Source organism: Streptomyces scopuliridis RB72 (assembly GCF_000718095.1).
Lineage (GTDB): Bacteria > Actinomycetota > Actinomycetes > Streptomycetales > Streptomycetaceae > Streptomyces > Streptomyces scopuliridis.
The window spans coordinates 50,726-71,935 of sequence record NZ_JOEI01000015.1 but is presented as its reverse complement, the minus strand read 5'-3'; the positions used below and the strand labels follow the sequence as shown (position 1 = coordinate 71,935).

Genomic DNA, 21,210 nt, shown 5'->3' with positions numbered 1-21,210 from the left:
TCCAGCGCTTGAGCGGTCCCCCCGCCCTCCCCCGGCCGACCGAACCGACCCCCGGTCCAGTGGCACCGCTCCTCGCGCAGCGTGCGGTCCCCCTCTTCGCCACCGGGCCGGACGCCCCCGTGGCCCCCGCGTCCGCCCCGGCCACCACCAGCACGGGCGCGGAGCCGTCGCCCGTACCGGTCCGGTGGGAACCCCCTGGTCCCGGGAGGACGACATCGGTCCAACGCTCCTATGAAGCACGGCCGTTGACCGCGGCCCGAGAAACAGTGACGAGGAACCCCAAGCCCCCCACCCCCACGTTCCAGGACGCCGGTTCCGCGGCCATCGCCGCAGGCGTCGCCCAGCGGATGGCCGACGGCAGCGTGGTCTTCAGCCGTACGCGCGTGATCCAGCGTGCGGCCATGACCAGCGAGCTCCCGGCCCCCGACCCCCTCCCCGACCCCGCACCCGCGCCGGAACCGGACCCCCTGCCGGCCGCCGTCTCAGACCCGGCATCGGGCTCCGACGACCCCGCGTTCCCGGACGCCACCACCCCAGGAGCGCCCGGAAGCGCCGAGTCCGCCCCGCCCGGCTCCCCGGCCCAAAGCGCAGGCACAGGCGCGGGAACAGGCGCGGGAACAGGCACAAGCACCGCCGCAGGCACCCCGCCCGTCACCGACGAACTCGTACGAGCGCTGTACACGCCCCTCAGCCGACTCCTCAAGGCGGACCTGCGCCTGGAACGCGAACGCGCCGGATTCCTCATCAACACCAGGCATTGAATCAACACCAGGCATTGACCTGATCAACACCAGCATGGAGAGGTACATGCCATGGCCCCGACCGACAACGACGATCCGGCCGTCAGCGTCTGCTTCGTCGTCACCATCGACGGCATCGAACTCGGCTCGTTCAACACCTGCGACGGTCTCGGCTGCGAAGTGGTGCTCGAAGCGCGCGAGGAGGGCGGTAACAACGGCCACGTCTGGCAGTTGCCCACCCGGCTCAAGTACTCGAACGTCAAGCTGTCCCGCCCGCTGACCCGGGAGACGGAGAAGGTCGCCAAGTGGTTCGCCAGCATGACGACCGGATTCAGCCGTAAGACCGCCCATATCGAGGCCAGGACGGGCGACGGCCGCAAGGTCGCGCAGTGGGGGCTGCTGGAGGTCGTACCGGTGCGCTGGACCGGTCCCTCCTTCACGCCCGAGTCCCCCAAGGTCGCGATCGAGACCATCGAGATCGCCCACCACGGCTATGTGATGGAGGGCTGAGCACGATGAGCGGGCCCATCGCCTTCAGCGCAGCCGGCACCTCCGGTACGGCCGCCTCCCGCGCGCCCGGCTCGGCGAGGCCCAAGCTGGAGCACGCCTATCTGGAGCTGCGTACGCCGCCGCCCGGCGGCAGTCTGACCCCCGGCGGGCCGTGCGGTCGTATCGACTTCCAGTTCAATCCAAAGGAGCTGAGCCTGACGAAGGCGGCGTCCTGGAAGCGCACCCCCGCCAAGGGCGCGAAGAGTTCCGGGCCGCCGGAGTACCAGGGGCCGCAGCCCAGCAAGCTCACGGTGGAGATGTTCTTCGACGCCAGCGACACCCAGGACAGCAGTGTGGTGACCTCGGTGGAGAAGCTGTTCGCCTGCTGTGTGCCGACCGACGAGACGCGCCAGCAGCAGCGTTCCTCGCCGCCGTGGGTGGTCTTCCACTGGGGCGGGCTCACGGGCTTTCCGGGCTATGTGAGCCAAGTGCAGGCGAAGTACACCCTCTTCACGACCTCCGGTGTGCCCATCCGGGCGCTCTGCCAGGTGACGATGGAGGAGATCAGCGGGGAGACGCCGGGACAGAACCCGACCTCGGGTGCGCTGGCGGCGCGGCGCGTGCACCGGGTGCGCGCCGGGGATTCGCTGCCGGGGCTCGCCCACCGCGAGTACGGGGATCCGGGCGCCTGGCGGGTCATCGCCGAGGCGAACGGGATCGACGACCCGATGCGGCTGACCAGCGGCCAGGAACTGCTGCTGCCCGCACTCGACGAGCTGGACCGGCTGCGCGAATCCGAGCGCGAGCGGGAACTGCCGAGGCAGAGGTGAGGGCGGATGGCCCAGCAGAGTGTCGCCAAGGCGCTGGTGATCGAGTTCGGTGGCAGTCCGCTGCCATCGGCCCTCGCCAACACACTGGTCGAAGGGTACGTGGACGACAGCCGCACGCTGCCGGACCTCTTCGTCCTGCGCTTCCGCGATCCCGGCCGGGTGCTGCTGGAACAGACCGGCCTCAAGATTGGCGGCGAGGCCCGGCTGCTGGCGCACGCGGGCGGGGGCCCCTCCGCGACACCGCTGCTGACCGGTGTGGTGACGGCCCTGGAGGTCGAGATCGACGACACCGGCACGTTCACGGTGGTGCGCGGGCTCGACGAGTCGCACCGGTTGTTCCGGGGCCGTCGCGTCGCCGGGTACCAGAACATGACGCTCGCCGACATCTGCGCGCAGGTGGCGCAGCGGGCCGGGCTGCGCCCCGGGACAGTCGATGTCGCGGGGCCGGTGCTGGAGCATGTGGCCCAACCCAACATCAGCGACTGGGAGTTCGTACGCGGGCTCGCGGAGGAGGCGGGCGCGCAGGCGTATGTCACGGACGGCCGGCTTCATATCACCAGGCCCGCCGAGGCCAGTGGCGCACCGGACAGCTCCGCGCGGGCCGAACAGAACCCGCTGGTACTGGAGATGGGGAGCAATCTGATCCGCTGCCGGGCCGGGGTGTCGTCGGCCGAGCAGGTCTCCGAGGTGGAGGTGCGCGGCTGGGATGTGGCGGCCAAACAGCCGCTGGTGGGCCGGGCGCCGGCGGGGAGTACGTCGACGCTGGCCCTCGGGGTGACGGCGGCCGAGGTGTCGGCGCCGTTCGGTGAGGCGAGTTTCGTCGTCACGGACGCCTCGTACGGGACGCAGGCGCAGGTGGATCAGGCCGCGAAGGCGCTGGCGGAGCGGATCGCCGGGTCCTTCGCCGAGCTGGAGGCGGTGATCCGGGGCAATCCGGAGGTGCGGGCGGGCAGTGCCGTGGCGCTCAATGCCGTGGGCGCGCCCTTCGAGGGGCGCTATACGGTCACCTCCTCGCGGCATGTCTTCGACCCCGTACGCGGCTACGAGACCTGGATCACCGTCTCCGGGCAGCAGGAGCGCTCGCTGTTCGGTCTGACCGGCGGCGGCGCGGGCTCGGGCGGTGGCGGCGCCGGAGCGAGCGCGGGCGGGCGCTGCTCGGGACTGGTCAATGGAACGGTGACGGACACTCAGGACCCGGAGGCGATGGGGCGGGTGAAGGTCCGCTTCCCGTGGCTGTCGGACGAGTACGCGAGCGACTGGGCGCGTACGGCGCAGTCCGGCGGTACGGGCGGCGGCGAGGCGTTCATCCCCGAGGTGGGGGACGAGGTACTGGTCGGGTTCGAGCAGGGCCATCTGGACCGGCCGTATGTGCTGGCCGGTCTCTACAACGGTCAGGACAAGCCCTCCCAAGGCGGAGGCAGCGGCGGCGGGGAGAGCACCACGGGCTCCGGTGGTTCCGCGGGCTCCGGTGGTTCCGGGGGCTCCGGTGGTTCCGGGGGCTCCGCTGGTTCCGGGGGCAGCCCCGGAGGCACCGAGCTGATCGACCCCACCACCGGCGCGGTCAACCGGCGCGCCGTCGCCTCCAAGAGCGGCAATCAACTGGAGCTGCTGGACGCCGCGAACGGCCCGCAGGGCGTACGACTGGTCACCGGCGACGGCAAGTTGAAGATCGACCTGGACCGCAGGGGCACCACCATCGTCGTCAACAGCGACGGCAGCGTGGAGATCGAGGCCCGGCAGCAGGTCTCGATCAAGGCGGGCAGCGGCGTGGCGCTGGACGCCGGACAGGGCGCGCTCGAACTCACCGGTGATTCCGTGAAGTTGACGGCCCGTACCGGGGTCCAGGTGGACGGAGGGACCGGCCGGCTCCGGCTGGCCACCAGCGGCGCGCTGGATGTGACGGGCAGTCAGGTAGCGGTCAACGGGACCTCGCGCACCGAGATCAAGGGCGGCAGCACCTGCTCCATCAACGCACCACTGGTCAAGATCAACTAACCGGCGAGAGGAGCACGCACAGATGTCGGCAGCCGCACGCGTCGGCGACCCCACCGGTCACCCCGGTACGGTCGGCCCGCCGGGCGTACCGTCGGTGCTGATCGGCGGCAGACCCGCCGCCACGGTCGGTACCCCGCACCAGTGTGCCGCCCCGCCTCCCGCCGTACATCCGCCGTCCGCGATCGTCGGGCCCGGCAGCTCCTCCGTACTGATCGGCGGCAACCCGGCGGCCCGGGTCGGTGACCGGGCGGGCTGCGGCTCGCCCGTCGTGACCGGCTGCCCGACCGTGCTGATCGGGGGCTGAGCGCCATGGGAGAGCAGTTCATCGGCGCGGGCTGGGCCTTCCCGCCGCGTACGGACGCCACCGGCTCCATCGCCCTCGTTGGCGGCGAACGCGCGCTGGAGGAGTCGATCCGGCTGATCCTGGCCACCTCGCCCGGCGAGCGCCCGATGCGGCCCGAGTTCGGCTGCGCCGTCAACGACTACGTGTTCGCCCCGGCGGACGCGGGCACGGCGGGGCAGCTCGCGTACGAGGTGCGTCTCGCGCTGGAGCGGTGGGAACCCCGTATCGAGGTGGCGGACGTGACGGTCCGGTTCGACGAGGCGGACAACGGGGTCCTCTATATCGACATCGGCTACACGGTGCGCGGCTCCAACGACCCCCGGAATCTCGTATTCCCGTTCTATGTGATCCCGCAGCACGAGGAGGACGGCGCGTGACGATTCCCAGCCCCGATCTGGACGACCGCCGCTTCCAGGGCCTGGTGGACGAGGCCAAGCGGCTGGTGCAGCAGCGCTGTCCCGAGTGGACCGACCACAATGTCTCCGACCCCGGGGTGACCCTGATCGAGGCCTTCGCCACCATGGTCGACCAGCTCGTCTACCGGCTGAACCGGGTGCCGGAGAAGAACTATCTGACCTTTCTCGATCTCATCGGGGTACGGCTCTATCCGCCGACGGCGGCCCGTACGGAGGTCACGTTCCGGCTCTCGGCGCCCCAGCCCGAGCCGGTACGGGTCAGGGCGGGCACCGAGGTCGCCACGGTCCGTACCGAGACCGAGGAAGCGGTGGTCTTCACCACCAGCCACCCGCTGTCCATCGTCCCCTGCTCGTTCGCGTATCTGGCCACCTGGTCGGCGGACGGCGAGGCGGTGGAGCGGTCCGAGGAACTGGCGCTCGGCCGCGAGGTGCCCTGCTTCAGCCGTACCCCCACCCCCGGCGACGCGTTCTATGTGGGCCTCTCCGCCGCGGTGCCCATGGGCGTGGTCGTCCTGCGGCTCGACTGCCGGGTCGAGGGCGTGGGCGTCGACCCGCGCCGCCCGCCGCTGCGCTGGGAAGCGTGGGACGGCACGGAGTGGCGGGCCTGCGAGATCGAGAAGGACGACACCGGCGGCTTCAACAAGTCGGGGGAGCTGATCCTCCATCTGCCGCGCACCCACACCGCCTCGGCGGTCGTACGGCGTACCGCCGGCTGGCTGCGCTGCCGGCTGCTTGAGCCCGAGCCCGGCCAGCCCAGCTATGTGGCGCCGCCGACCGTCCGCCGGATCACGGCCTTCACGATCGGCGCGACGGTCGAGGCCGCGCACGCCGAGACGGTACGTGACGAGGTCCTCGGTCCGGCGGAGGGCGTTCCCGGACAGAGTTTCCGGCTCGCGAGACCGCCCGTCGTCCCGGGCGACTTCGTGGTCGAGGTGGCGGACCCGGACGAGGGGTCCGGCTGGGCCGACTGGACCCGGGTCGACGACTTCGCCCACTCGGGACCCGACGACCGTCACATCACCCTTGACCCCAACTCCGGCCGGGTGGACTTCGGTCCCGCCGTACGGGAACAGGACGGCGGCCTGCGGTATTACGGCGCGGTCCCGCGCAAGGGCAGCGCGGTACGAGTGCGCGGCTACCGCACGGGCGGGGGCAGGCGGGGCAATGTCGCCAGGGGCGCGCTGCGCGTCCTGCGCAGCTCGCTGCCGTTCGTGGCGCGGGTGGAGAACCGGCGGCCCGCGCTGGGCGGGGTCGACGGCGAGACGGTGGAGAGCGCCAGGGTGCGCGGGCCGATGACGCTGCGGACGCTGCACCGCGCCGTCGTACCGCACGACTACGAACTGCTGGCCCGCGAAGTGGCCCCGGACGCGGCGCGGGTGCACTGCGTACGGGAGGGCCGGGAGGCGGACGCGGGCGGGGTGCGGCTGCTGGTCGTACCGGCCGGGCGCAGCGACGAACAGGGCCGGATCAGCTTCGACGAACTGATCCCGCCGCCGGACACGATGGCGCAGATCAAAGGGCATCTGGACGACCGGCGTCCGCTCGGGGCCCGGCTGATGGTGGAGCCGCCGTTCTACCAGGGCGTGACCGTCGTCGCCTTCGTGCAGGCGCGCCGGGGCGCCGTGCCCGAACGGCTGCGCGAGGCCGCGCTCGCCGCGCTCTACGGCTACTTCAACCCGCTGACGGGCGGCCCGGACGGACAGGGCTGGCCGTTCGGGCGGCCCATCCAGTCCGGTGAGGCGTTCGCGGTGCTCCAGCGGGTGCCGGAGGTGAATCTGGTGGAGGACGTACGGCTCTTCCCGGCGGACCCGATGACCGGGCAGCGGGGTGACGCGACGACGAGGATCACGCTCGACCGGCACGCGCTGGCCTTCTCGTACGAACACCAGCTGCGGATACGGGAGGTCTGAGCGATGCGCGGAACCGTCGCGGGGCTGTCCTCGCCGCATCCGCTGGTCGAGCTGCTGCCCGCGCTCTATCTGGAGCAGGACTTCCTGGGACGCTTCCTCTCGGCGCTGGACGATGTGCTCGCCCCGATCCAGCTGACCCTCGACAATCTGCCCGCGCATCTGGATCCGCGCAGCGCGCCCGAGGACTTCCTCGACTGGGTGGCGCAGTGGGTGGCAGCCGAGCCGCACGGCGAGGCGCCCGTCGGCGAGCGGCGGACGGCGGTGACGGAGGCGGTGGCCCGGCACAGCCGCCGGGGGACACGCGGCGGGCTGGCGGAGGCGGTCCTGCGGCGGACCGGTGTGGAGCCGGAGATCGCCGAGAGCGGCGGCGCCGGCTGGTCGCTGACCCCCCACACAGAACTGCCGGGCGAGGAGCGCCCGTGGGTGGTCGTACGGCTGCGGGTACCGGAGCCGGACGCGGTGGACCGGGTCGGTCTGGAGGAGCTGATCGAAGGGGAGATCCCCGCGCACATCGGGTACGCGGTGGAGATCCTGCCCTCGGCCGAGGCGTCGTCCGGCGGTCCCGGGGAGCGGCCATGACATGTCCCGAGTGCGGGCACCGCAACGCGCCGGGCACGGCGTTCTGCGCGTCCTGCGAGACGTTCCTGGAGTGGGGCGACGCGGAGCGGTCCGGTACGGGGACCGGTGCCGGGGATTCCGGATCGTCGCGGCGAACGCCCGCACCGGCAGCCACACCGGCTCCAACTCCAACGCCTACACCTACACCCGCACCCGCACCCGCACCCACACCCACACCCACACCCACACCCACACCCACAGCAATGCCCGCACCGGGACCGGCAGCAACTCCCGTACCCGGACCCTCAGATCCTCCCGCTCCTGAGCCGCCGGCCCCCGCCACCAGCGCCCCCGTCTCAGCCCCGACCCCACCCCCGGCCCCAGCCCCGGCCCCCGACCCGGAGCCCGTCGCCGCGGGTCCCCGCCGCCCGGGCGACCGGCTGGACTCCCCCGTACCCGGCCCCGGGGAGGAACCCGACGAGCCGGCCGGCGGGCCGGACCCCGACGCCGCGCCGCGCCCGGACCGCGGACCCGCCGTCCGCTGCCCCAACTGCCGTACGGAGAACACTCCCGACCGCACCCTCTGTCTGCGCTGCGGTCTGCTGCTGGATCCGGGACCGCCGCCCGAACTGCCGCTCTCGTGGTGGCGCCGCATCCTCGGCCGACGCAGCCGCCGGCGCGCCCTGCCGGCCGCGGGCACGCGTCCCAGGCGTCGCCTGTGGCGCCGCCCCGGCCTGGCCATTCCGCTCACCCTCGTCATCCTGGCCGCCGCCGTCTGGTTCGTACGCCCGCATCTTTCCGAGGCGTTCGACTTCACCAAGGACAGCACCGGCACTCCCGAAGAGCTGCGCCCCATCCGTGTCCGCGGCTCCAGCGCGCTGTCGGACCACCCGCCCCGGGACGCGTTCGACACGTACACCAATCGCTTCTGGGTCCCCGCCGAGGCCGGGCCCGGGCTCGGTGAGTATCTGGAGGCCGACTTCGAGGAGCCGGTACGGATGCTCAAGCTGGTCGTCTTCGCGGGCCGGTCGGCCAAGGAGGACGAGTTCCTCGCGCAGGCCCGGCCCGCCGCGCTGACCGTGACGCTGCGTTCCGCCGCCGACGAGCTCACCGAGAAGAGGATCACGCTCAAGGACCAGCCGGGCCAGCAGACCTTCGACGTACGGGGCTCGGACGTCGTACGGGTGCGGCTCGCGATCGACGATGTCTACGGCAACGGTCCCGGCCGCAGACCCGCCGTCGCCGAGATCGAGTTCTTCGGACGGCGCTGAATTGGGGCGGCGCCGAATGGGCCAGGTAGGTGTCCGGATGTCGATCCGACCACTCATGGCCCTTGGCCTGGGGCTCCCCCTGCCGGAGACTGAGCCGATGACACAGCGTGTGGATCTCGCGACCGTGATGGACCGTCTGGCGATCGATGAGGTGATCACCGGCTACGCCGTGGCCATGGACGACGCCGACTGGCCGGGGTTCCGTGCCCTGTTCACCCCGGACGGCCGCGCCGACTACACCGCGGCGGGCGGTATCGAGGGCCCCGCCGCCGAGATCGCCGACTGGCTGGCCGGCACGCTGCGGCCCTTCACCGTCCGTCAGCATCTGATCGTCAACCGGCGGCTGCGCATCCAGGACCTCGGGGGCTATCCGGGCGACCGCGCCGAGCTGCGGGCCGACTATCTCAGTCCGCTGCGGCACGAGTCGGGCGAGGACCTGATGAGCGGCGGCGGGTTCACGTTCGGGCTGCTGCGCGGTGAGGAGGGCTGGCAGCTGCGCACCGTGACCGTCCAGGAGAAGTGGCGGCGCGCCTCCGTACCGGCCGGCCTCGGCTGACCTGCGGAACACCCGCCGGACGCGCCGGCTCCGTATCCGCTTCGGTTCCCCCGATCGAGGGAAGGGACTGCTACACGGACGAGGACGGGCGAGGCGAGGAGGCGCGGCGCGTCCGCCGTGGCCACGGGCGCGCTTCCGGCCCTCGCCTTTCCTTCGCCGTCCCTCTGGTGGCTGGCGTATGGGGCGCTGGTGCCCTGGATGCTGCTCATACGGTCCGCGCCCACGGGCCGCCGCGCGGCGCTGGACGGCTGGCTGGGCGGTCTCGGCTTCATCATCGCCGTGCACCACTGGCTGATACCGAGCCTTCATGTGTTCATCGTGGTGCTGGCGGCGCTGCTGGGGCTGCTGTGGGCGCCGTGGGCATGGCTGGTACGCGCCGTGCTCGGCGGCGCGCCGTCCGTGGGGCGTGCCACCGTCGCTCTGGCCGTGCTCCCCTCGGGCTGGCTGATGGTCGAACTGGTCAGGTCCTGGGAGGGACTTGGCGGACCGTGGGGTCTCCTCGGCGCCAGCCAGTGGGAGGTCTCCCCCGCGCTGCGGCTCGCCTCGGTGGGCGGGGTGTGGCTGGTGAGTCTGCTGGTGGTCGCGGTGAACACCGCGCTGACCCTGCTCATATCGGTGCCCCGGGCGCGGAGCGCGGCGGCCCTCGGCCTCGTGGTGTGCGCCGTCACCGTGGGATCGGTGGGGTGGTGGGCGCCGGAGCCCGAACGGTCGGGCCTGGCACGGATCGCGGTCGTCCAGCCGGGCGTCGTCGCCGGCGCGGACGCGGTGGAGCGCCGGTTCGCACGCGGCGAGGAACTGACCCGCACGCTGGCCGGACAGGATCTCGATCTGGTGGTGTGGGGCGAGAGCAGCGTCGGCGCCGATCTGGCGGCCCGGCCCGATCTGGCGGCGCGGATCGCCGTACTGTCCCGCACGGTCGGCGCCGAGATCCTGGTCAACGTCGATGCGCGCAGTACGGACCCGACGGGCCGGGCGGGCATATTCAAGCGCGCTGTCCTGGTGGGGCCGAACGGTCCGACGGGAGATGTGTACGACAAGATGCGGCTGGTGCCCTTCGGCGAGTACATCCCGGCCCGTGCCGCGCTGGGCTGGGTGACGTCGGTGGGCAAAGCGGCCGGTGAGGACCGTATTCGCGGCACCCGCCCGTCGGTGATGGTGCTGCCGGGCGAGGGCGGGGGCGGACTGCGTTTCGGTCCGCTGATCTGCTTCGAGTCGGCGTTCCCCGATATGAGCAGGCGGTTGGTCAGGGACGGCGCGCAGGTGCTGGTGGCGCAGTCCTCCACCTCGTCGTTCCAGGACAGTTGGGCGCCGGAGCAGCACGCCTCACTGGCGGCGCTGCGGGCCGCGGAGACCGGCAGGGCGATGGTGCACGCCACGCTCACGGGCGTCAGCGCGGTGTTCGGCCCCGAGGGCGAACGGGTCGGCGGCTCGATCGGAACGGATCGTTCGACCGCCGAGGTCTTCGACCTCCCCCTGGCCCGGGGTACGACCCTCTACGTACGGTTCGGTGACTGGGCGGTGCATGGCGCGCTGGTCGTCCTGGCGGCGTTCCTCGCGGTGGAGGGCGCGCGTTCGCTCAGGCGGTGGACTGGTCCAGCGCCTCTCGTACCACCCGCTCGCACAGCTCGTGAGTCAGCAGCGCATCCCTCGCGCTGACCGTCTTTCCGGCCCGTACGGCGTCGAGGAACGCCAGCACGCACTGCTCGACACCGCGCTGGCGGGCCACCGGCACCCAGTCGCCGCGCCGCCGGACGCTCGGCTGCCCCTTGTGGTCGATGATCGTCGCGAGATCGTGGACGGCACGCTTGGTGTCCTGTCCCGACACTTCGAGGATCTCCTCCGTGGAGCCGCTCAGCCGGTTCATCACGCCGATCGCGGTGAAGCCGTCGCCCGAGAGCTGGAGGACGACATGGTGCAGCAGTCCCTGCCGGATCCGCGCCCGTACATCGGTGTGTTCGACCGGTCCCGGGAGCAGGAAGCGCAGCGTGTCCACGACATGGATGAAGTCGTCGAGGACGAAGGTGCGCGGGTCCTCGGGGAGACCCACCCGGTTCTTCTGGAGGAGGATCAGCTCGCGCGGATGCTCCAGGCACTGCGCGTACCCGGGCGCGAAGCGGCGGTTGAAGCCGACGGCGAGGCTCACGCCCCGCTCCTCCGCGAGGCGCACGATCCGCTCGGAGTCGGCGAGTTCGTACGCGATCGGCTTGTCGACATAGGTCGGTACGCCGGCCTCCAGGAGGCGGGTGACGATCTCGGCGTGCACGGCGGTCGGGGCGTGCACGAACGCGGCGTCGAGGCCCTGGCCGAGCAGCGAGTCGAGATCGGCGTGGCACCGCTCGGCCGGGATGTGGTGGATCTCGGCGGTACGCGTCAAGGTGGCGGGGGTACGGGTCTGCAGATGCAGCTCGACCCCGGGCAGTGTGGTGAGCACCGGCAGATACGCCTTCTGCGCGATGTCGCCGAGCCCGATGCAGCCAACCTTCACAAGGGCCTCCCCAGCCTGTCCTTACGCGTCGCTGACATGCGGGTTCGCATATCTGTCCGCATGTCTGTCCGCATTACTGACGTGGTGTCCCGGAAGCATACGTGTGCTGAGGAGGCCGCCAGTCGGCGATCCCGGCGAAGCCGCGCAGGATGAGTCCGGGCCCGAAGCGGGAGACGGCGACGATCAGCGCGTCCCGTACGGCGACGGCGACCGGATTGCTGACGGCGGTCATCCGGCCCGTTCTGGTGGCCTGGCGGACGATCGCGGTGGTACGCGGCAGCCGGTCGGCGGAGTAGGCGGCGAGCCCACCGACGCATTCGGCGGCCGCCCCGAAGTCGCCGTCCGGTCCGACATGGTGCGCGAGGACGATGGCGTCCTCGATGGCCTGGTTGCCGCCCTGACCGAGCGTGGGCTGCATCGCGTGCGCGGCGTCACCGAGCAGGGCGACCCGGCCGCTGTGGTACGCGGGCAGCGGTACGGCCATCTCATGGACGTCATGGCGCAGCACCTGCCCGGGATCGGCGGCGTCGATGATCGCCGGTACGGGATCGTGCCAGTCGCCGAAGAGCCGGCGCAGCTCCGCCCGCTCGTCCTCGGGCGCGTGAGCACCCTCGGGTGCCGTGGCCATGGCATACGCGTAGACACGGCCGTCCTTCAGCGGCTGGGTGCCCCACAACCGCCCCCGGCCCCAGGTCTCGTGCGGCGCGAACGGCCGCTCGGGGGCCGGGACGACCACGCGCCAGGTGGTCAATCCGGTGTAGCGCGGGCCGGGATGATCCGGGAACAGCGCCTGGCGTACGGCGGAGCGGATGCCGTCGGCGGCCACGACGAGTTCGGCCTCCAGCTCGCCGTCCGGCGTGCTGACGACAGCCGGCCGGCCGCCACCGCCCGGATCGGTGAGCACGGCGGCCGTACCGGTGCGTACCACGCCTTCGGGCAGGGCGGAGGCCAGGAGGGAGACGAGGGTGGCGCGATGGACCAGGACGAGGGGGCCGCCGAAGCGGTCGGCCGCGGCCTCGCTGCTCGTACGGGAGAGCCAGCGACCGCCGGGGGCGCGCAGCCCGCCGTCGCCCTGCCAGGCGGAGAGGGCGCGGACCCGGTCGCCGAGGCCGATGACATCGAGCGCGCGCTGCGCGTTGGGCGCGAGGCCAAGTCCCGCGCCGACCGGGGTGAGTTCCGGCGCGCGTTCCAGCACGGTGACCGCCCACCCCCGCTGACGCAGGGCCACGGCCGCGGTCAGTCCGCCGATTCCACCGCCGATGACGAGGGCGCGGGGCTGGTCCATGACGTCTCACTCTCCTCGGATCGCTTCTCGCACCGCAGCCGGAACTACAGCTGTAGTGACCTCACCATCACCGTACTACAGCTGTAGTGCGCGGGATAGATTGGCTCCATGGCCACACGCTCCACACGCTCCACCGGGTCCTCCCGCGCCGAACTGATCGCCGACACCGCCCTCACCCTGCTCGCCGAGCGCGGCATGCGCGGGCTGACCCACCGGGCCGTGGACGAGCTGGCCGGGCTGCCCCAGGGCTCCACCTCCAACCACGCGCGCACCCGGCAGGCGCTGCTGGAGGCGGCGGTACGGCGGCAGGCGGAGCGCGAGGCGCGGGTGCTCACCCCGGACGAGATGCCCGTCGGCACGGGTGGCCGGGGCGCACCCGTCGACGCGCTGGCGCTCGCGCTGCACCGCTATCTGACCGGCCACCCCGAACTGCTCGTCTCCCGTTACGAACTGGCGCTTGAGGCCACGCGCCGACCGGAGCTACGGGCCTACTACGACGCGGCGGGACGGCAGTTCCGCGAGCCACTGGTCGCGATGATGACGGCGGCGGGCTCCACCGACCCCGAGCGGCACGCGCTCTCGCTGGTGGCCTGGTGCGAGGGGCTGATGTTCTCCTGCGCGGCGGGCTCGTACCACGACTCCGTACCCTCCCTGGACGCGCTGCGCCTCGGATTCACCGAGCTGCTGCGCGGAATGCTCGGGACCCCGGGCGATTGAGCGGCCGAGCCGACGAGCCGCCCGGGACGATTAAGCCCTCGCCACATCGGCGGCTCATCCATGAGGATGTCCGCCATGACAACCGCTGAGGCAGCACCCGAGCGCACCGAACCCTCCACCCTCGCCGGCGAACGCGAGATGCTGGAGGGCTGGCTCGACTACCACCGCGAGACCCTGGCCCTGAAATGCTCCGGCCTGGACGAGAAACAGCTCAAGGAGGCGTGCGTTCCACCCTCCGATCTGACGCTGCTCGGTCTGGTACGGCATATGGCCGAGGTGGAGCGCGGCTGGTTCCGTAACCGGCTCGCCGACGAGCGGGCCGCGCCGCTCTACTGCACCGACGCCGACCCGGACGGCGACCTCCACCCCGGTGAGGCCGACACCTGGGAGGAGGCGTACACCACCTGGCGCGCCGAGATCGCCCGCGCCCGCGAACTGGCCGCGCCGCGCTCCCTCGACGACCTCGGCGAAGGACCGCCCAGCCGGCACACCGGCGACCCGTACAACCTCCGCTGGATCTACACCCACATGATCGAGGAGTACGCCCGGCACAACGGCCACGCCGATCTCCTCCGCGAACGGATCGACGGCACGACGGGCGACTGACCCGACCGAGGGAGCGGCGCGCGGGCCCGGTGTCACCCGTCCGGGCCAATCCGCGCTCTTCCGCTCCCCAACAGCGCCCCCAGCCAGCAGAGTTGCCCGAGTGCACCGAACCAACCGAACGAGAAGCGCGGCGATGATCCTGATGGGGGTGGCGGTCACCGCCGTCTCCGGATGTGTGGCCGTGGAGCCGCACCCCTCGCCCGGTCCCGCGCCGCGCCCGGGAACGAGCAGCGGCATCCAGGGCCCGGGGGCGCCGGAGCCGCTGATCATCGAGGCCCCGGCCAAGGAAGCACTGGAGGCGGCCGTCCCCCCGCCCGGCCCGGAAGCGGCGCCGCGCTCCTCCGCCGAAGCCCGCCCGCCGGCCCAGGACCGGCCGGCCCCGGACTGGATCAGCGGCTCCGATCGGCCCCCGGCCACGTCCCGGCCTGAGCCGCGGACTCAGGACCACCCCAAGGAACAGCGGCATTCCGCGCCGTCGTCCGCACCGGCCATCGCCGATGTCTGCGCCCTCGGAGAGCGGTACGGCCAGTGGCCGAAGGACAGCCCCCAGGCCCGCATCTGCCATGACACCTACGGCGATTGACCCCGTCCCGCACCGCCCCGCACCGTCGCCCCCCAGCCCCCAATCTCTCTGCCACTCGCGCTGTCACCGCTCGCGCAACAGCCGCTCCAGCCGGTCGATCCCCGCCCGGACCCCGTTCACATCCCCCTCGGCCCCCAGGGCGTCCGCCGCGTCACGCGCCCGGTCCAGATGGAGCCGCGCCGCCTCCGGCCGCTGGAGCTTCAGATAGTCGGCGGCGAGATTGAGATGGAGCGACGGATAGAAGGCCCGTACGACCGAAGAGGCCCCGGGCACACCCTCCCGGGCCTCCGCCCACCGGCCGCCGCCCGGCTCGCCGCCGTCCGCCCGACCGCCGCCCACCCCGCGCTCAGCCGCCGACTCCTCCCCCAGCCCGTCCGCGGCCGTCAGCGCCCGCAGATCCCAGGCCAGTTCATCGCCCGGGTCGTCCTGCGTATCCGCCATATAGTGCGCGAGGGCACAGCGGTGAAACGCGTCGCCCGCCTCCCCCAGCTCCGCCCAGAGCTCGCCGAACCGATTGCGCGCCTCCTCGCGGTCGCCGCCGTGGAGCAGTATGACCGCCTGCCCGATCCTGGTCATGACGGCGTCCTCCGACGCCTCCTGCCGCTCCCTCACTACCGCCGCCTCCGCATGCCGTCCATGTGCCGTCCCGCACGCCGTCCAGTACATCCGACGAACACGACGCTATCCGGCATGACAGGCCATGACCTTCAGGCTCGGGCGGACAACCCGAGCCTGTCGGCAGGCTCGGCGGATCAGCCGCGGTCGCCCAGGTCGGGGATGCGCCAGTCGATGGGCTCGTGCCCCTGCGCGGCGACGGCCTCGTTGATCTGGGTGAACGGCCGCGACCCGAAGAACTTCTTCGCGGACAGCGGCGAGGGGTGCGCGCCCTTCACCACCACATGCCGCTCCGTGTCGATCAGCGGCAGCTTCTTCTGCGCGTAGGCCCCCCACAGGACGAAGACCGCCGGGTCGGGCCGCTCGGCCACGGCGCGGATCACCGCGTCCGTCACCTTCTCCCAGCCCTTGCCCTTGTGGGAGTTGGCCTCACCCGCGCGGACCGTCAGCACCGCGTTGAGCAGCAGCACACCCTGCTCGGCCCAGGGCATCAGATAGCCGTTGTCCGGCACCGGGAGGCCCAGCTCCTCCTTCATCTCCTTGTAGATGTTCCGCAGGGAGGGAGGAGTCCTGACACCGGGCCGCACCGAGAAGCACAGGCCGTGCCCCTGCCCCTCGCCGTGGTACGGATCCTGGCCCAGGACGAGGACCTTCACCTTGTCGTACGGAGTGGCGTCGAGCGCCGCGAAGACCTCTTCGCGCGGCGGATAGACCGGCCCCTTGGCCCGCTCCTCCTCGACGAACTCGGCGAGCTCCTTGAAGTAGGGCTTCTGCAGCTCATCGCCGAGGACGCCGCGCCAGGACTCGGGCAGCATGTCGGTGTCGGTCACGTCAACAACCTCCGGTAAGCGATCACTTGTGCACCACTGAACCTACCGGGGGCCACTGACAACGGCCTCCGGCGGCTGGTGACAAAGGCCGCTACCAGCTGGCTTTCCGGTTCAGCTCCCACATCTGCATGACCGTCTGCGGATCGAGCGCCCGCTCGCCGCCGCCGATGTCGTCGGTCGACGCCACGTACAGCTTGCCCTGCCACAGCGGGAGGAGCCGTACGTCATCGACGAAGATCTCCTGGGCGCGCGCGAACTCCGCGTTCACCGCGGCGCGGTCGCTCACCCGCCGCGACCGGGGCAGCAGCTTCTGGGTGATCTCCGGGCTCTCGTACGGTGTGCTCAGCGCGTTGTTCGTGCCGACGAAGGGCGCGATGAAGTTGTCCGGGTCCGGGAAGTCGGGGAACCAGCCGCGCCCGAAGACGGGGTACTCCCCCTTCTGGTAGCCCGCCTGGAACTGCTTCCACGGCTTGCCCCGGAGGGTGATCCTGAACAGCCCCGACGCTTCGAGCTGGCGCTTCAGCTCGGTGAACTCGGCGGCCGTCCCCGACCCGTAGCGGTCCGTGGTGTACCAGAGCGTGAGGGGCACGGGCGCGCTGATGCCCGCGCCGTTGAGGATCGCCCTCGCCTCGTTCACATCGGGGTCGCCGTACTGGTCGAAGAAGCTGGTGGTGTGCGCGAAAATGCCCTTGGGGACCATCGAGTACAGCGGCTCGGCCGTACCCTGGTAGACCTTCGCCACGAGCGCGTCGCGGTCCACGATCTGCGCCACCGCCCGGCGTACCCCGAGCTTGCCGGCCGCCGGATCGGCGGGGTTGAACACCAGATAGCGGATATCGGCGCCGACGGTCTCGACCAGTTGGAGATCCTTGTTCCGGGGCCCCTTGTGCTGGAGTTCGACGACCTGCTCCGAGGTGAGACCCCGGTAGATGGCGTCGATCTCCTTCTTCTGCAGGGCGCGGAAGACCGTGTCGGAGTCCTTGAAGTACTGGATCGTGACGGCGTTGTTCCGGTGCTTCGCGAATCCGCGGTAGTCCTTGTTCCGGTTCAGCTCCGCCCGGTCCCCGTCGGCGTACGAGGCGAGTACGTACGGCCCGGAGCCGGTGATCCCGCTGTCCTGCCGCAGCCTGTCCATCGGATACTCGGCCGGGGCGACGAGGGACATGGCGGGCGTGGCGAGGATGAAGGGGAAGGTCGCGTCGGGCTTGCGCAGCCGGAAGACGACGGTGTCGTCCCCGCTCGTCTCCACGGTACGGAGGGAGTCCAGCAGACCGGCGGGTCCGCCCGGCACATTGATCTTCCGGATCCGGTCGAAGGAGTGCTTGACGGCCGCCGCGTCGAGCGGTTCGCCGTCGGAGAACTTCAGTCCGTCACGCAGCACGCACTGGAACACCTGGTTGGCGGCGTCGGTGAACCGGCACTTCCGCGCGGCATCGGGCTGCGGATACGAACTGCCGGTCGGAAAGCTCACCAGGGTCTGGAAGACATTGCGGAACATCTCCCAGGAGTTGTCCCAGGACGCCGCCGGATCGAGGGTGCTCGGCTCACTCGTCGTGCCGACGGTTATCCTCCGTTCGGCTTCCGCGTCATCGTCCGAGAACAGGCCGCATCCCGCGAGCAGAGACATGACCGCCAGAGCTGCGGCGGTCCGCCGAATTGTCCGGTTGAACACGTAACACGCTCCTTGTTCAGCCATGGATCGGCAGACCATACCGCAGCGCCCACCGGATCAATACGCTGATCCGGTGGGGCTTTTGGAGAGGTTGGGGCCGGGAATCGTCACCCCACCCCGGTGTTGAGGAAGATGCCCCCGTCGACGACCAGCGTCTGGCCGGTGATCCAGTCGGACTGGTCGGAGGTGAGGAACGCGGCGGCGCCGCCGATGTCCTCGGGCACCCCGAGCCGTCCCATCGGGTAGGCAGCCGCTGCCTCCGCCTCCCTGCCCTCGTAGAGCGCCTGGGCGAACCTGGTCTTGACCACTGCGGGCGCGATGGCGTTGACCCGTACCGCCGGCGCGAACTCGTGCGCCAGCTGAAGGGTCAGATTGACCATCGCCGCCTTGCTCATGCCGTACGCGCCGATGAAGGGGGACGCCGAGATCCCGGCGACGGAGGCGATGTTCACGATCGCGCCGCCGTTCTCCTTCTGCCAGGCCCGCCAGGTCCGCTGCGCGAAGCCGAGCGCCGAGATGACATTGGTCTCGTACACCTTGCGGGCCACGTTCAGGTCCAGCTCGGCCATCGGGCCGAAGACCGGGTTCGTCCCCGCGTTGTTGACCAGGAAGTCGACCCGGCCGAACGTCTCCATGACACGGGCGACGGCCGTCGCCTGGTGCTGCTCGTCGTGTGCCTTGCCCGCCACGCCGATCACCCGGTCCGAACCGAGCCTCTCCACGGCCTCCTTGAGCGCGTCCTCGCCCCGGCCGGTGATGCACACCCGGTCACCGCGGGCGACGAACGCCTCGGCCACTCCGTATCCGATACCCCTGCTCGCGCCCGTGATCAGGGCGACCTTCCCGCTGTCCGGCAACTGCCGCTCGGACTCCGGCTGCCGCGTCCGCTCCGTCATCTCCTCTTCCCCCGGCCTCAGTTGAGCGGTCCGCCGGCGACGTACAGGACCTGGCCGGAGACGAAGCCGGCCTCCTCGCCCGCGAAGAAGGCGATGGCGTTGGCGATGTCCTCCGGCCTGCCGACGCGCTGCACCGGGATCTGGCCCGCCGCGGCGGCCTGGAACTCCTCGAAGCCCATGCCGATACGGGCGGCGGTCTGGGCGGTCATCTCCGTGACGACGAAGCCGGGCGCCACCGCGTTGGCGGTGATGCCGAACTTGCCGAGTTCCTTGGCGAGGGTCTTGGTGAAGCCCTGGAGACCGGCCTTGACCGCCGCGTAGTTGGCCTGGCCGCGGTTGCCCAGCGCGGAGCTGGAGGAGAGGCTGACGATACGGCCGAACCCGGCGTCCACCATGTGCTTCTGGCACGCCTTGGCCATCAGGAACGCGCCCTTGAGGTGCACGTTCACCACGGTGTCCCAGTCGGACTCGCTCATCTTGAAGAGCAGATTGTCCCGCAGCACACCCGCGTTGTTGACCAGGATCGTCGGCGCCCCCAGCTCGGCCGCGACCCGCGCGACGGCGGTCTCCACCTGCGCGCTGTCGGAGACATCGCAGCCGACGGCGAGTGCCGTGCCGCCGGCCGCGGTGATCTTCTCGACGGTGTCCTTGCACGCCGCCTCGTCGAGGTCGAGTACGGCGACGGCGCGGCCCTCCGCCGCCAGCCGTACCGCGGTGGCGGCGCCAATGCCGCGCGCCGCCCCGGTCACGATGGCTACGCGCTGCTCGATGGTGGACATCCCTGTTCTCCTCGCCCTAGGCCCTGTCCGACAAATCCCGCCTGGCCCGCGACGCCTGGCACGCACGCTCGCCGCGTGCCAGACGCCGCGAGCCCCGCCCTCCGGGCGGACGGCGCTATTTGTCAGACAGCGCCTAGGCTCCTGCGGCTCCCGATCACCAAGACCACTGAGCAACCGCTTAGTAGGTCCAGCAGACAGACGCTAGAAGCCACGGCACGCGGTGTCAACGGCCGACGGCGCCGATGGCGGGATCCGGGGCGGACGTCACACCCCGGGCATCAACCCGCCCGCATCGCATCGCCCCCGCGAGCCGCTCGTCAGCGCACCAGCAGAGCGAGCAGCCGCTCGGCCTCCGCCGCCGGGTCGTCCGTCAATCCGGTGTGTACGGGACCCGGCTGTACGACGGTCGAGCGCGGCGCGATCAGCCACCGGAACCGCCTGCCCGCGTCGTCGTCCGCCGCCTGCCCGGCCGCGTCGCCGCCACGGCAGACGCTCTCGACCGCGTGCAGCGCCGCCCGTACCCCCAGAACATCAGCGCCCGGGTCGAGGATCCTCAGCTTGGCCTCGTCCAGATGGGTCCTGGCCGAAACGTAGGAGCGGGCGCGGCAGTAGACCAGCACGCCCGCGTTGAAACACTCGCCGCGTTCGACACGCGGCACGACCCGCAGCAGCGCGTACTCGTAGACGTCCTTCGTGCTCACTGGCCGCCGTCCTTCACGCTCTGCTCGTTCGCCGTCCGCCGCGTGGTCCGCGCTCCGGGCGTCAGCCGGTCGGCGAGCCAACCGGGCGCCCGCGAAGGGCCGTTCGTGGTGGGCGCGTCGAGGGTGATGCGCTCGTGGATCGTGCCGGCCCGCGCGAGCAGCGGCTCCACATACGCGCGGCGCAGCGCGTCGGTGGACTCGAAGCCGGGCTCGTCGACCAGCCACTCGTCCGGTACGTCGGCGGTGACCTCCGTCAGCAACTCCTCGGTGACCAGCGGCGCCAGCTCGGCGGCGGCCGACGCGATATCGGGTCCGAAGGAGGCGAGTACATGGTCGGAGGCGTTGTACGGCTTCGCCGCGGAAGCCCGCGCACCGGGCCAGTTGTGGTGCCAGATCATGGTGGCGCCATGGTCGATGAGCCACACGTCACCATGCCAGACAAGCATGTTGGGGTTGCGCCAGGAGCGGTCGACATTGTTGATGACCGCGTCGAACCAGACGATCCGCCCGGCCTCCTCCGGCCCCACTTGGTAAGCTAGCGGGTCGAAGCCGATCGATCCCGGCAGATAGTCCATGCCGAGGTTCAGCCCACCGCTCGCCTTCAGCAACTCCTGTACTTCCTGGTCCGGCTCGGAGAGTCCGATGACAGGGTCGAGTTGCATACGCACCAGTTCGGGGATTCTCAGCCCCAGCCTGCGGGCCAGCTGTCCGCAGATCACCTCCGCGACCAGGGTCTTGCGGCCCTGTCCCGCGCCGGTGAATTTCATGACGTACGTACCGAGATCGTCGGCCTCGACGATCCCCGGAAGCGAGCCGCCCTCACGCAAGGGCGTGACATAGCGGGTCGCGGTGACTTCGGTGAGCATTGCGCCAGGTTACTTCGGGGTGGTGAAGCGCCGCTCGGTCGTTTTCGCCTGTCAGAACACGCCCGGG

24 protein-coding genes are annotated in these 21,210 nt (G+C 71.3%); 15 read left to right on the top strand and 9 right to left on the bottom strand.

The window, feature by feature from the left end; genetic code table 11:
• Positions 1–266 precede the first annotated feature (266 nt).
• The 12 genes from IF11_RS0120350 to lnt all read left to right on the top strand — a co-directional run bounded on the left by IF11_RS0120350 (position 267) and on the right by lnt (position 10,764).
• Positions 267–761: a hypothetical protein gene (locus IF11_RS0120350; protein WP_030353090.1), complete on the top strand. Its 495-nt coding sequence runs from the start codon at positions 267–269 to the stop codon at positions 759–761.
• Positions 762–812: 51 nt separating this feature from the next.
• Positions 813–1,250, top strand: a complete 438-nt coding sequence (locus tag IF11_RS0120345; RefSeq protein ID WP_030353089.1) for a phage tail protein — start codon at positions 813–815, stop codon at positions 1,248–1,250.
• Positions 1,251–1,255: 5 nt separating this feature from the next.
• A complete protein-coding gene (locus IF11_RS0120340) occupies positions 1,256–2,059 on the top strand; it encodes a CIS tube protein (protein WP_037728145.1) in 804 nt (267 codons plus the stop codon).
• Between the two features lie 6 nt (positions 2,060–2,065).
• Positions 2,066–4,054, top strand: coding sequence for a VgrG-related protein (locus IF11_RS0120335; RefSeq protein WP_030353087.1), 1,989 nt, complete (start codon positions 2,066–2,068; stop codon positions 4,052–4,054).
• A gap of 22 nt (positions 4,055–4,076) precedes the next feature.
• On the top strand, positions 4,077–4,358 hold the full coding sequence (locus IF11_RS0120330; RefSeq protein WP_030353086.1) for a PAAR domain-containing protein: 282 nt from the start codon (positions 4,077–4,079) through the stop codon (positions 4,356–4,358).
• 5 nt (positions 4,359–4,363) lie between these two features.
• On the top strand, positions 4,364–4,774 hold the full coding sequence (locus IF11_RS0120325; protein WP_030353085.1) for a GPW/gp25 family protein: 411 nt from the start codon (positions 4,364–4,366) through the stop codon (positions 4,772–4,774).
• A complete protein-coding gene (locus IF11_RS0120320; protein WP_030353084.1) occupies positions 4,771–6,723 on the top strand; it encodes a putative baseplate assembly protein in 1,953 nt (650 codons plus the stop codon). The genes IF11_RS0120325 and IF11_RS0120320 overlap by 4 nt, the downstream gene beginning before the upstream one ends.
• Before the next feature lie 3 nt (positions 6,724–6,726).
• Positions 6,727–7,302, top strand: coding sequence for a phage tail protein (locus IF11_RS0120315; RefSeq protein WP_030353083.1), 576 nt, complete (start codon positions 6,727–6,729; stop codon positions 7,300–7,302).
• A 1-nt stretch (position 7,303) separates the two neighbouring features.
• Entirely contained in the window at positions 7,304–7,606 is a 303-nt protein-coding gene (locus tag IF11_RS41615; RefSeq protein ID WP_211266753.1) for a hypothetical protein, read from the top strand.
• Positions 7,545–8,552, top strand: a complete 1,008-nt coding sequence (locus IF11_RS42160) for an NADase-type glycan-binding domain-containing protein (protein WP_165840706.1) — start codon at positions 7,545–7,547, stop codon at positions 8,550–8,552. Before IF11_RS41615 ends, IF11_RS42160 begins: the two co-directional genes overlap by 62 nt.
• Before the next feature lie 97 nt (positions 8,553–8,649).
• Complete coding sequence (locus tag IF11_RS0120300; RefSeq protein ID WP_030353080.1) at positions 8,650–9,108, top strand: nuclear transport factor 2 family protein; 459 nt, start codon at positions 8,650–8,652, stop codon at positions 9,106–9,108.
• Between the two features lie 117 nt (positions 9,109–9,225).
• Positions 9,226–10,764, top strand: coding sequence for an apolipoprotein N-acyltransferase (gene lnt, locus IF11_RS0120295; protein WP_037728143.1), 1,539 nt, complete (start codon positions 9,226–9,228; stop codon positions 10,762–10,764).
• Here lnt and IF11_RS0120290 read toward each other — a convergent pair.
• Together IF11_RS0120290 and IF11_RS0120285 are read right to left on the bottom strand one after the other, a co-directional pair.
• Positions 10,685–11,593, bottom strand: a complete 909-nt coding sequence (locus IF11_RS0120290) for a Gfo/Idh/MocA family protein (RefSeq protein ID WP_030353078.1) — start codon at positions 11,591–11,593, stop codon at positions 10,685–10,687. The genes lnt and IF11_RS0120290 overlap by 80 nt on opposite strands.
• Positions 11,594–11,666: 73 nt before the next feature.
• Positions 11,667–12,878, bottom strand: coding sequence for an FAD-dependent monooxygenase (locus IF11_RS0120285; RefSeq protein ID WP_030353077.1), 1,212 nt, complete (start codon positions 12,876–12,878; stop codon positions 11,667–11,669).
• Positions 12,879–12,986: 108 nt separating this feature from the next.
• On the opposite strand from IF11_RS0120285, the gene IF11_RS0120280 reads away from it, so the two are divergent.
• The 3 genes from IF11_RS0120280 to IF11_RS0120270 all read left to right on the top strand — a co-directional run bounded on the left by IF11_RS0120280 (position 12,987) and on the right by IF11_RS0120270 (position 14,784).
• Complete coding sequence (locus IF11_RS0120280; RefSeq protein WP_030353076.1) at positions 12,987–13,595, top strand: TetR/AcrR family transcriptional regulator; 609 nt, start codon at positions 12,987–12,989, stop codon at positions 13,593–13,595.
• A 66-nt stretch (positions 13,596–13,661) separates the two neighbouring features.
• On the top strand, positions 13,662–14,201 hold the full coding sequence (locus IF11_RS0120275; RefSeq protein ID WP_420894632.1) for a DinB family protein: 540 nt from the start codon (positions 13,662–13,664) through the stop codon (positions 14,199–14,201).
• 133 nt (positions 14,202–14,334) lie between these two features.
• A complete protein-coding gene (locus IF11_RS0120270; protein ID WP_030353074.1) occupies positions 14,335–14,784 on the top strand; it encodes a hypothetical protein in 450 nt (149 codons plus the stop codon).
• 63 nt (positions 14,785–14,847) lie between these two features.
• Here the strand turns inward: IF11_RS0120270 and IF11_RS0120265 are convergent, their stop codons facing one another.
• The 7 genes from IF11_RS0120265 to IF11_RS0120235 form a co-directional block, all read right to left on the bottom strand.
• Complete coding sequence (locus tag IF11_RS0120265) at positions 14,848–15,396, bottom strand: hypothetical protein (RefSeq protein WP_030353073.1); 549 nt, start codon at positions 15,394–15,396, stop codon at positions 14,848–14,850.
• 140 nt (positions 15,397–15,536) lie between these two features.
• On the bottom strand, positions 15,537–16,229 hold the full coding sequence (locus IF11_RS0120260) for a uracil-DNA glycosylase (protein WP_030353072.1): 693 nt from the start codon (positions 16,227–16,229) through the stop codon (positions 15,537–15,539).
• A 91-nt stretch (positions 16,230–16,320) separates the two neighbouring features.
• Positions 16,321–17,901 carry an ABC transporter substrate-binding protein gene (locus IF11_RS0120255; protein WP_030353071.1) on the bottom strand — a complete coding sequence of 527 codons (1,581 nt, stop codon included), beginning with the start codon at positions 17,899–17,901 and terminating at the stop codon, positions 16,321–16,323.
• Positions 17,902–18,008: 107 nt separating this feature from the next.
• Complete coding sequence (locus IF11_RS0120250; protein ID WP_051746082.1) at positions 18,009–18,797, bottom strand: SDR family oxidoreductase; 789 nt, start codon at positions 18,795–18,797, stop codon at positions 18,009–18,011.
• 17 nt (positions 18,798–18,814) lie between these two features.
• The gene (fabG, locus tag IF11_RS0120245) at positions 18,815–19,576 is read right to left on the bottom strand and encodes a 3-oxoacyl-ACP reductase FabG (protein ID WP_030353069.1); all 762 of its coding nucleotides are present in this window, start codon (positions 19,574–19,576) and stop codon (positions 18,815–18,817) included.
• Between the two features lie 317 nt (positions 19,577–19,893).
• Positions 19,894–20,277 carry a DUF3037 domain-containing protein gene (locus IF11_RS0120240; RefSeq protein ID WP_030353068.1) on the bottom strand — a complete coding sequence of 128 codons (384 nt, stop codon included), beginning with the start codon at positions 20,275–20,277 and terminating at the stop codon, positions 19,894–19,896.
• Positions 20,274–21,143, bottom strand: coding sequence for a HipA family kinase (locus IF11_RS0120235; RefSeq protein WP_030353067.1), 870 nt, complete (start codon positions 21,141–21,143; stop codon positions 20,274–20,276). The genes IF11_RS0120240 and IF11_RS0120235 overlap by 4 nt, the downstream gene beginning before the upstream one ends.
• Positions 21,144–21,210 lie beyond the last annotated feature (67 nt).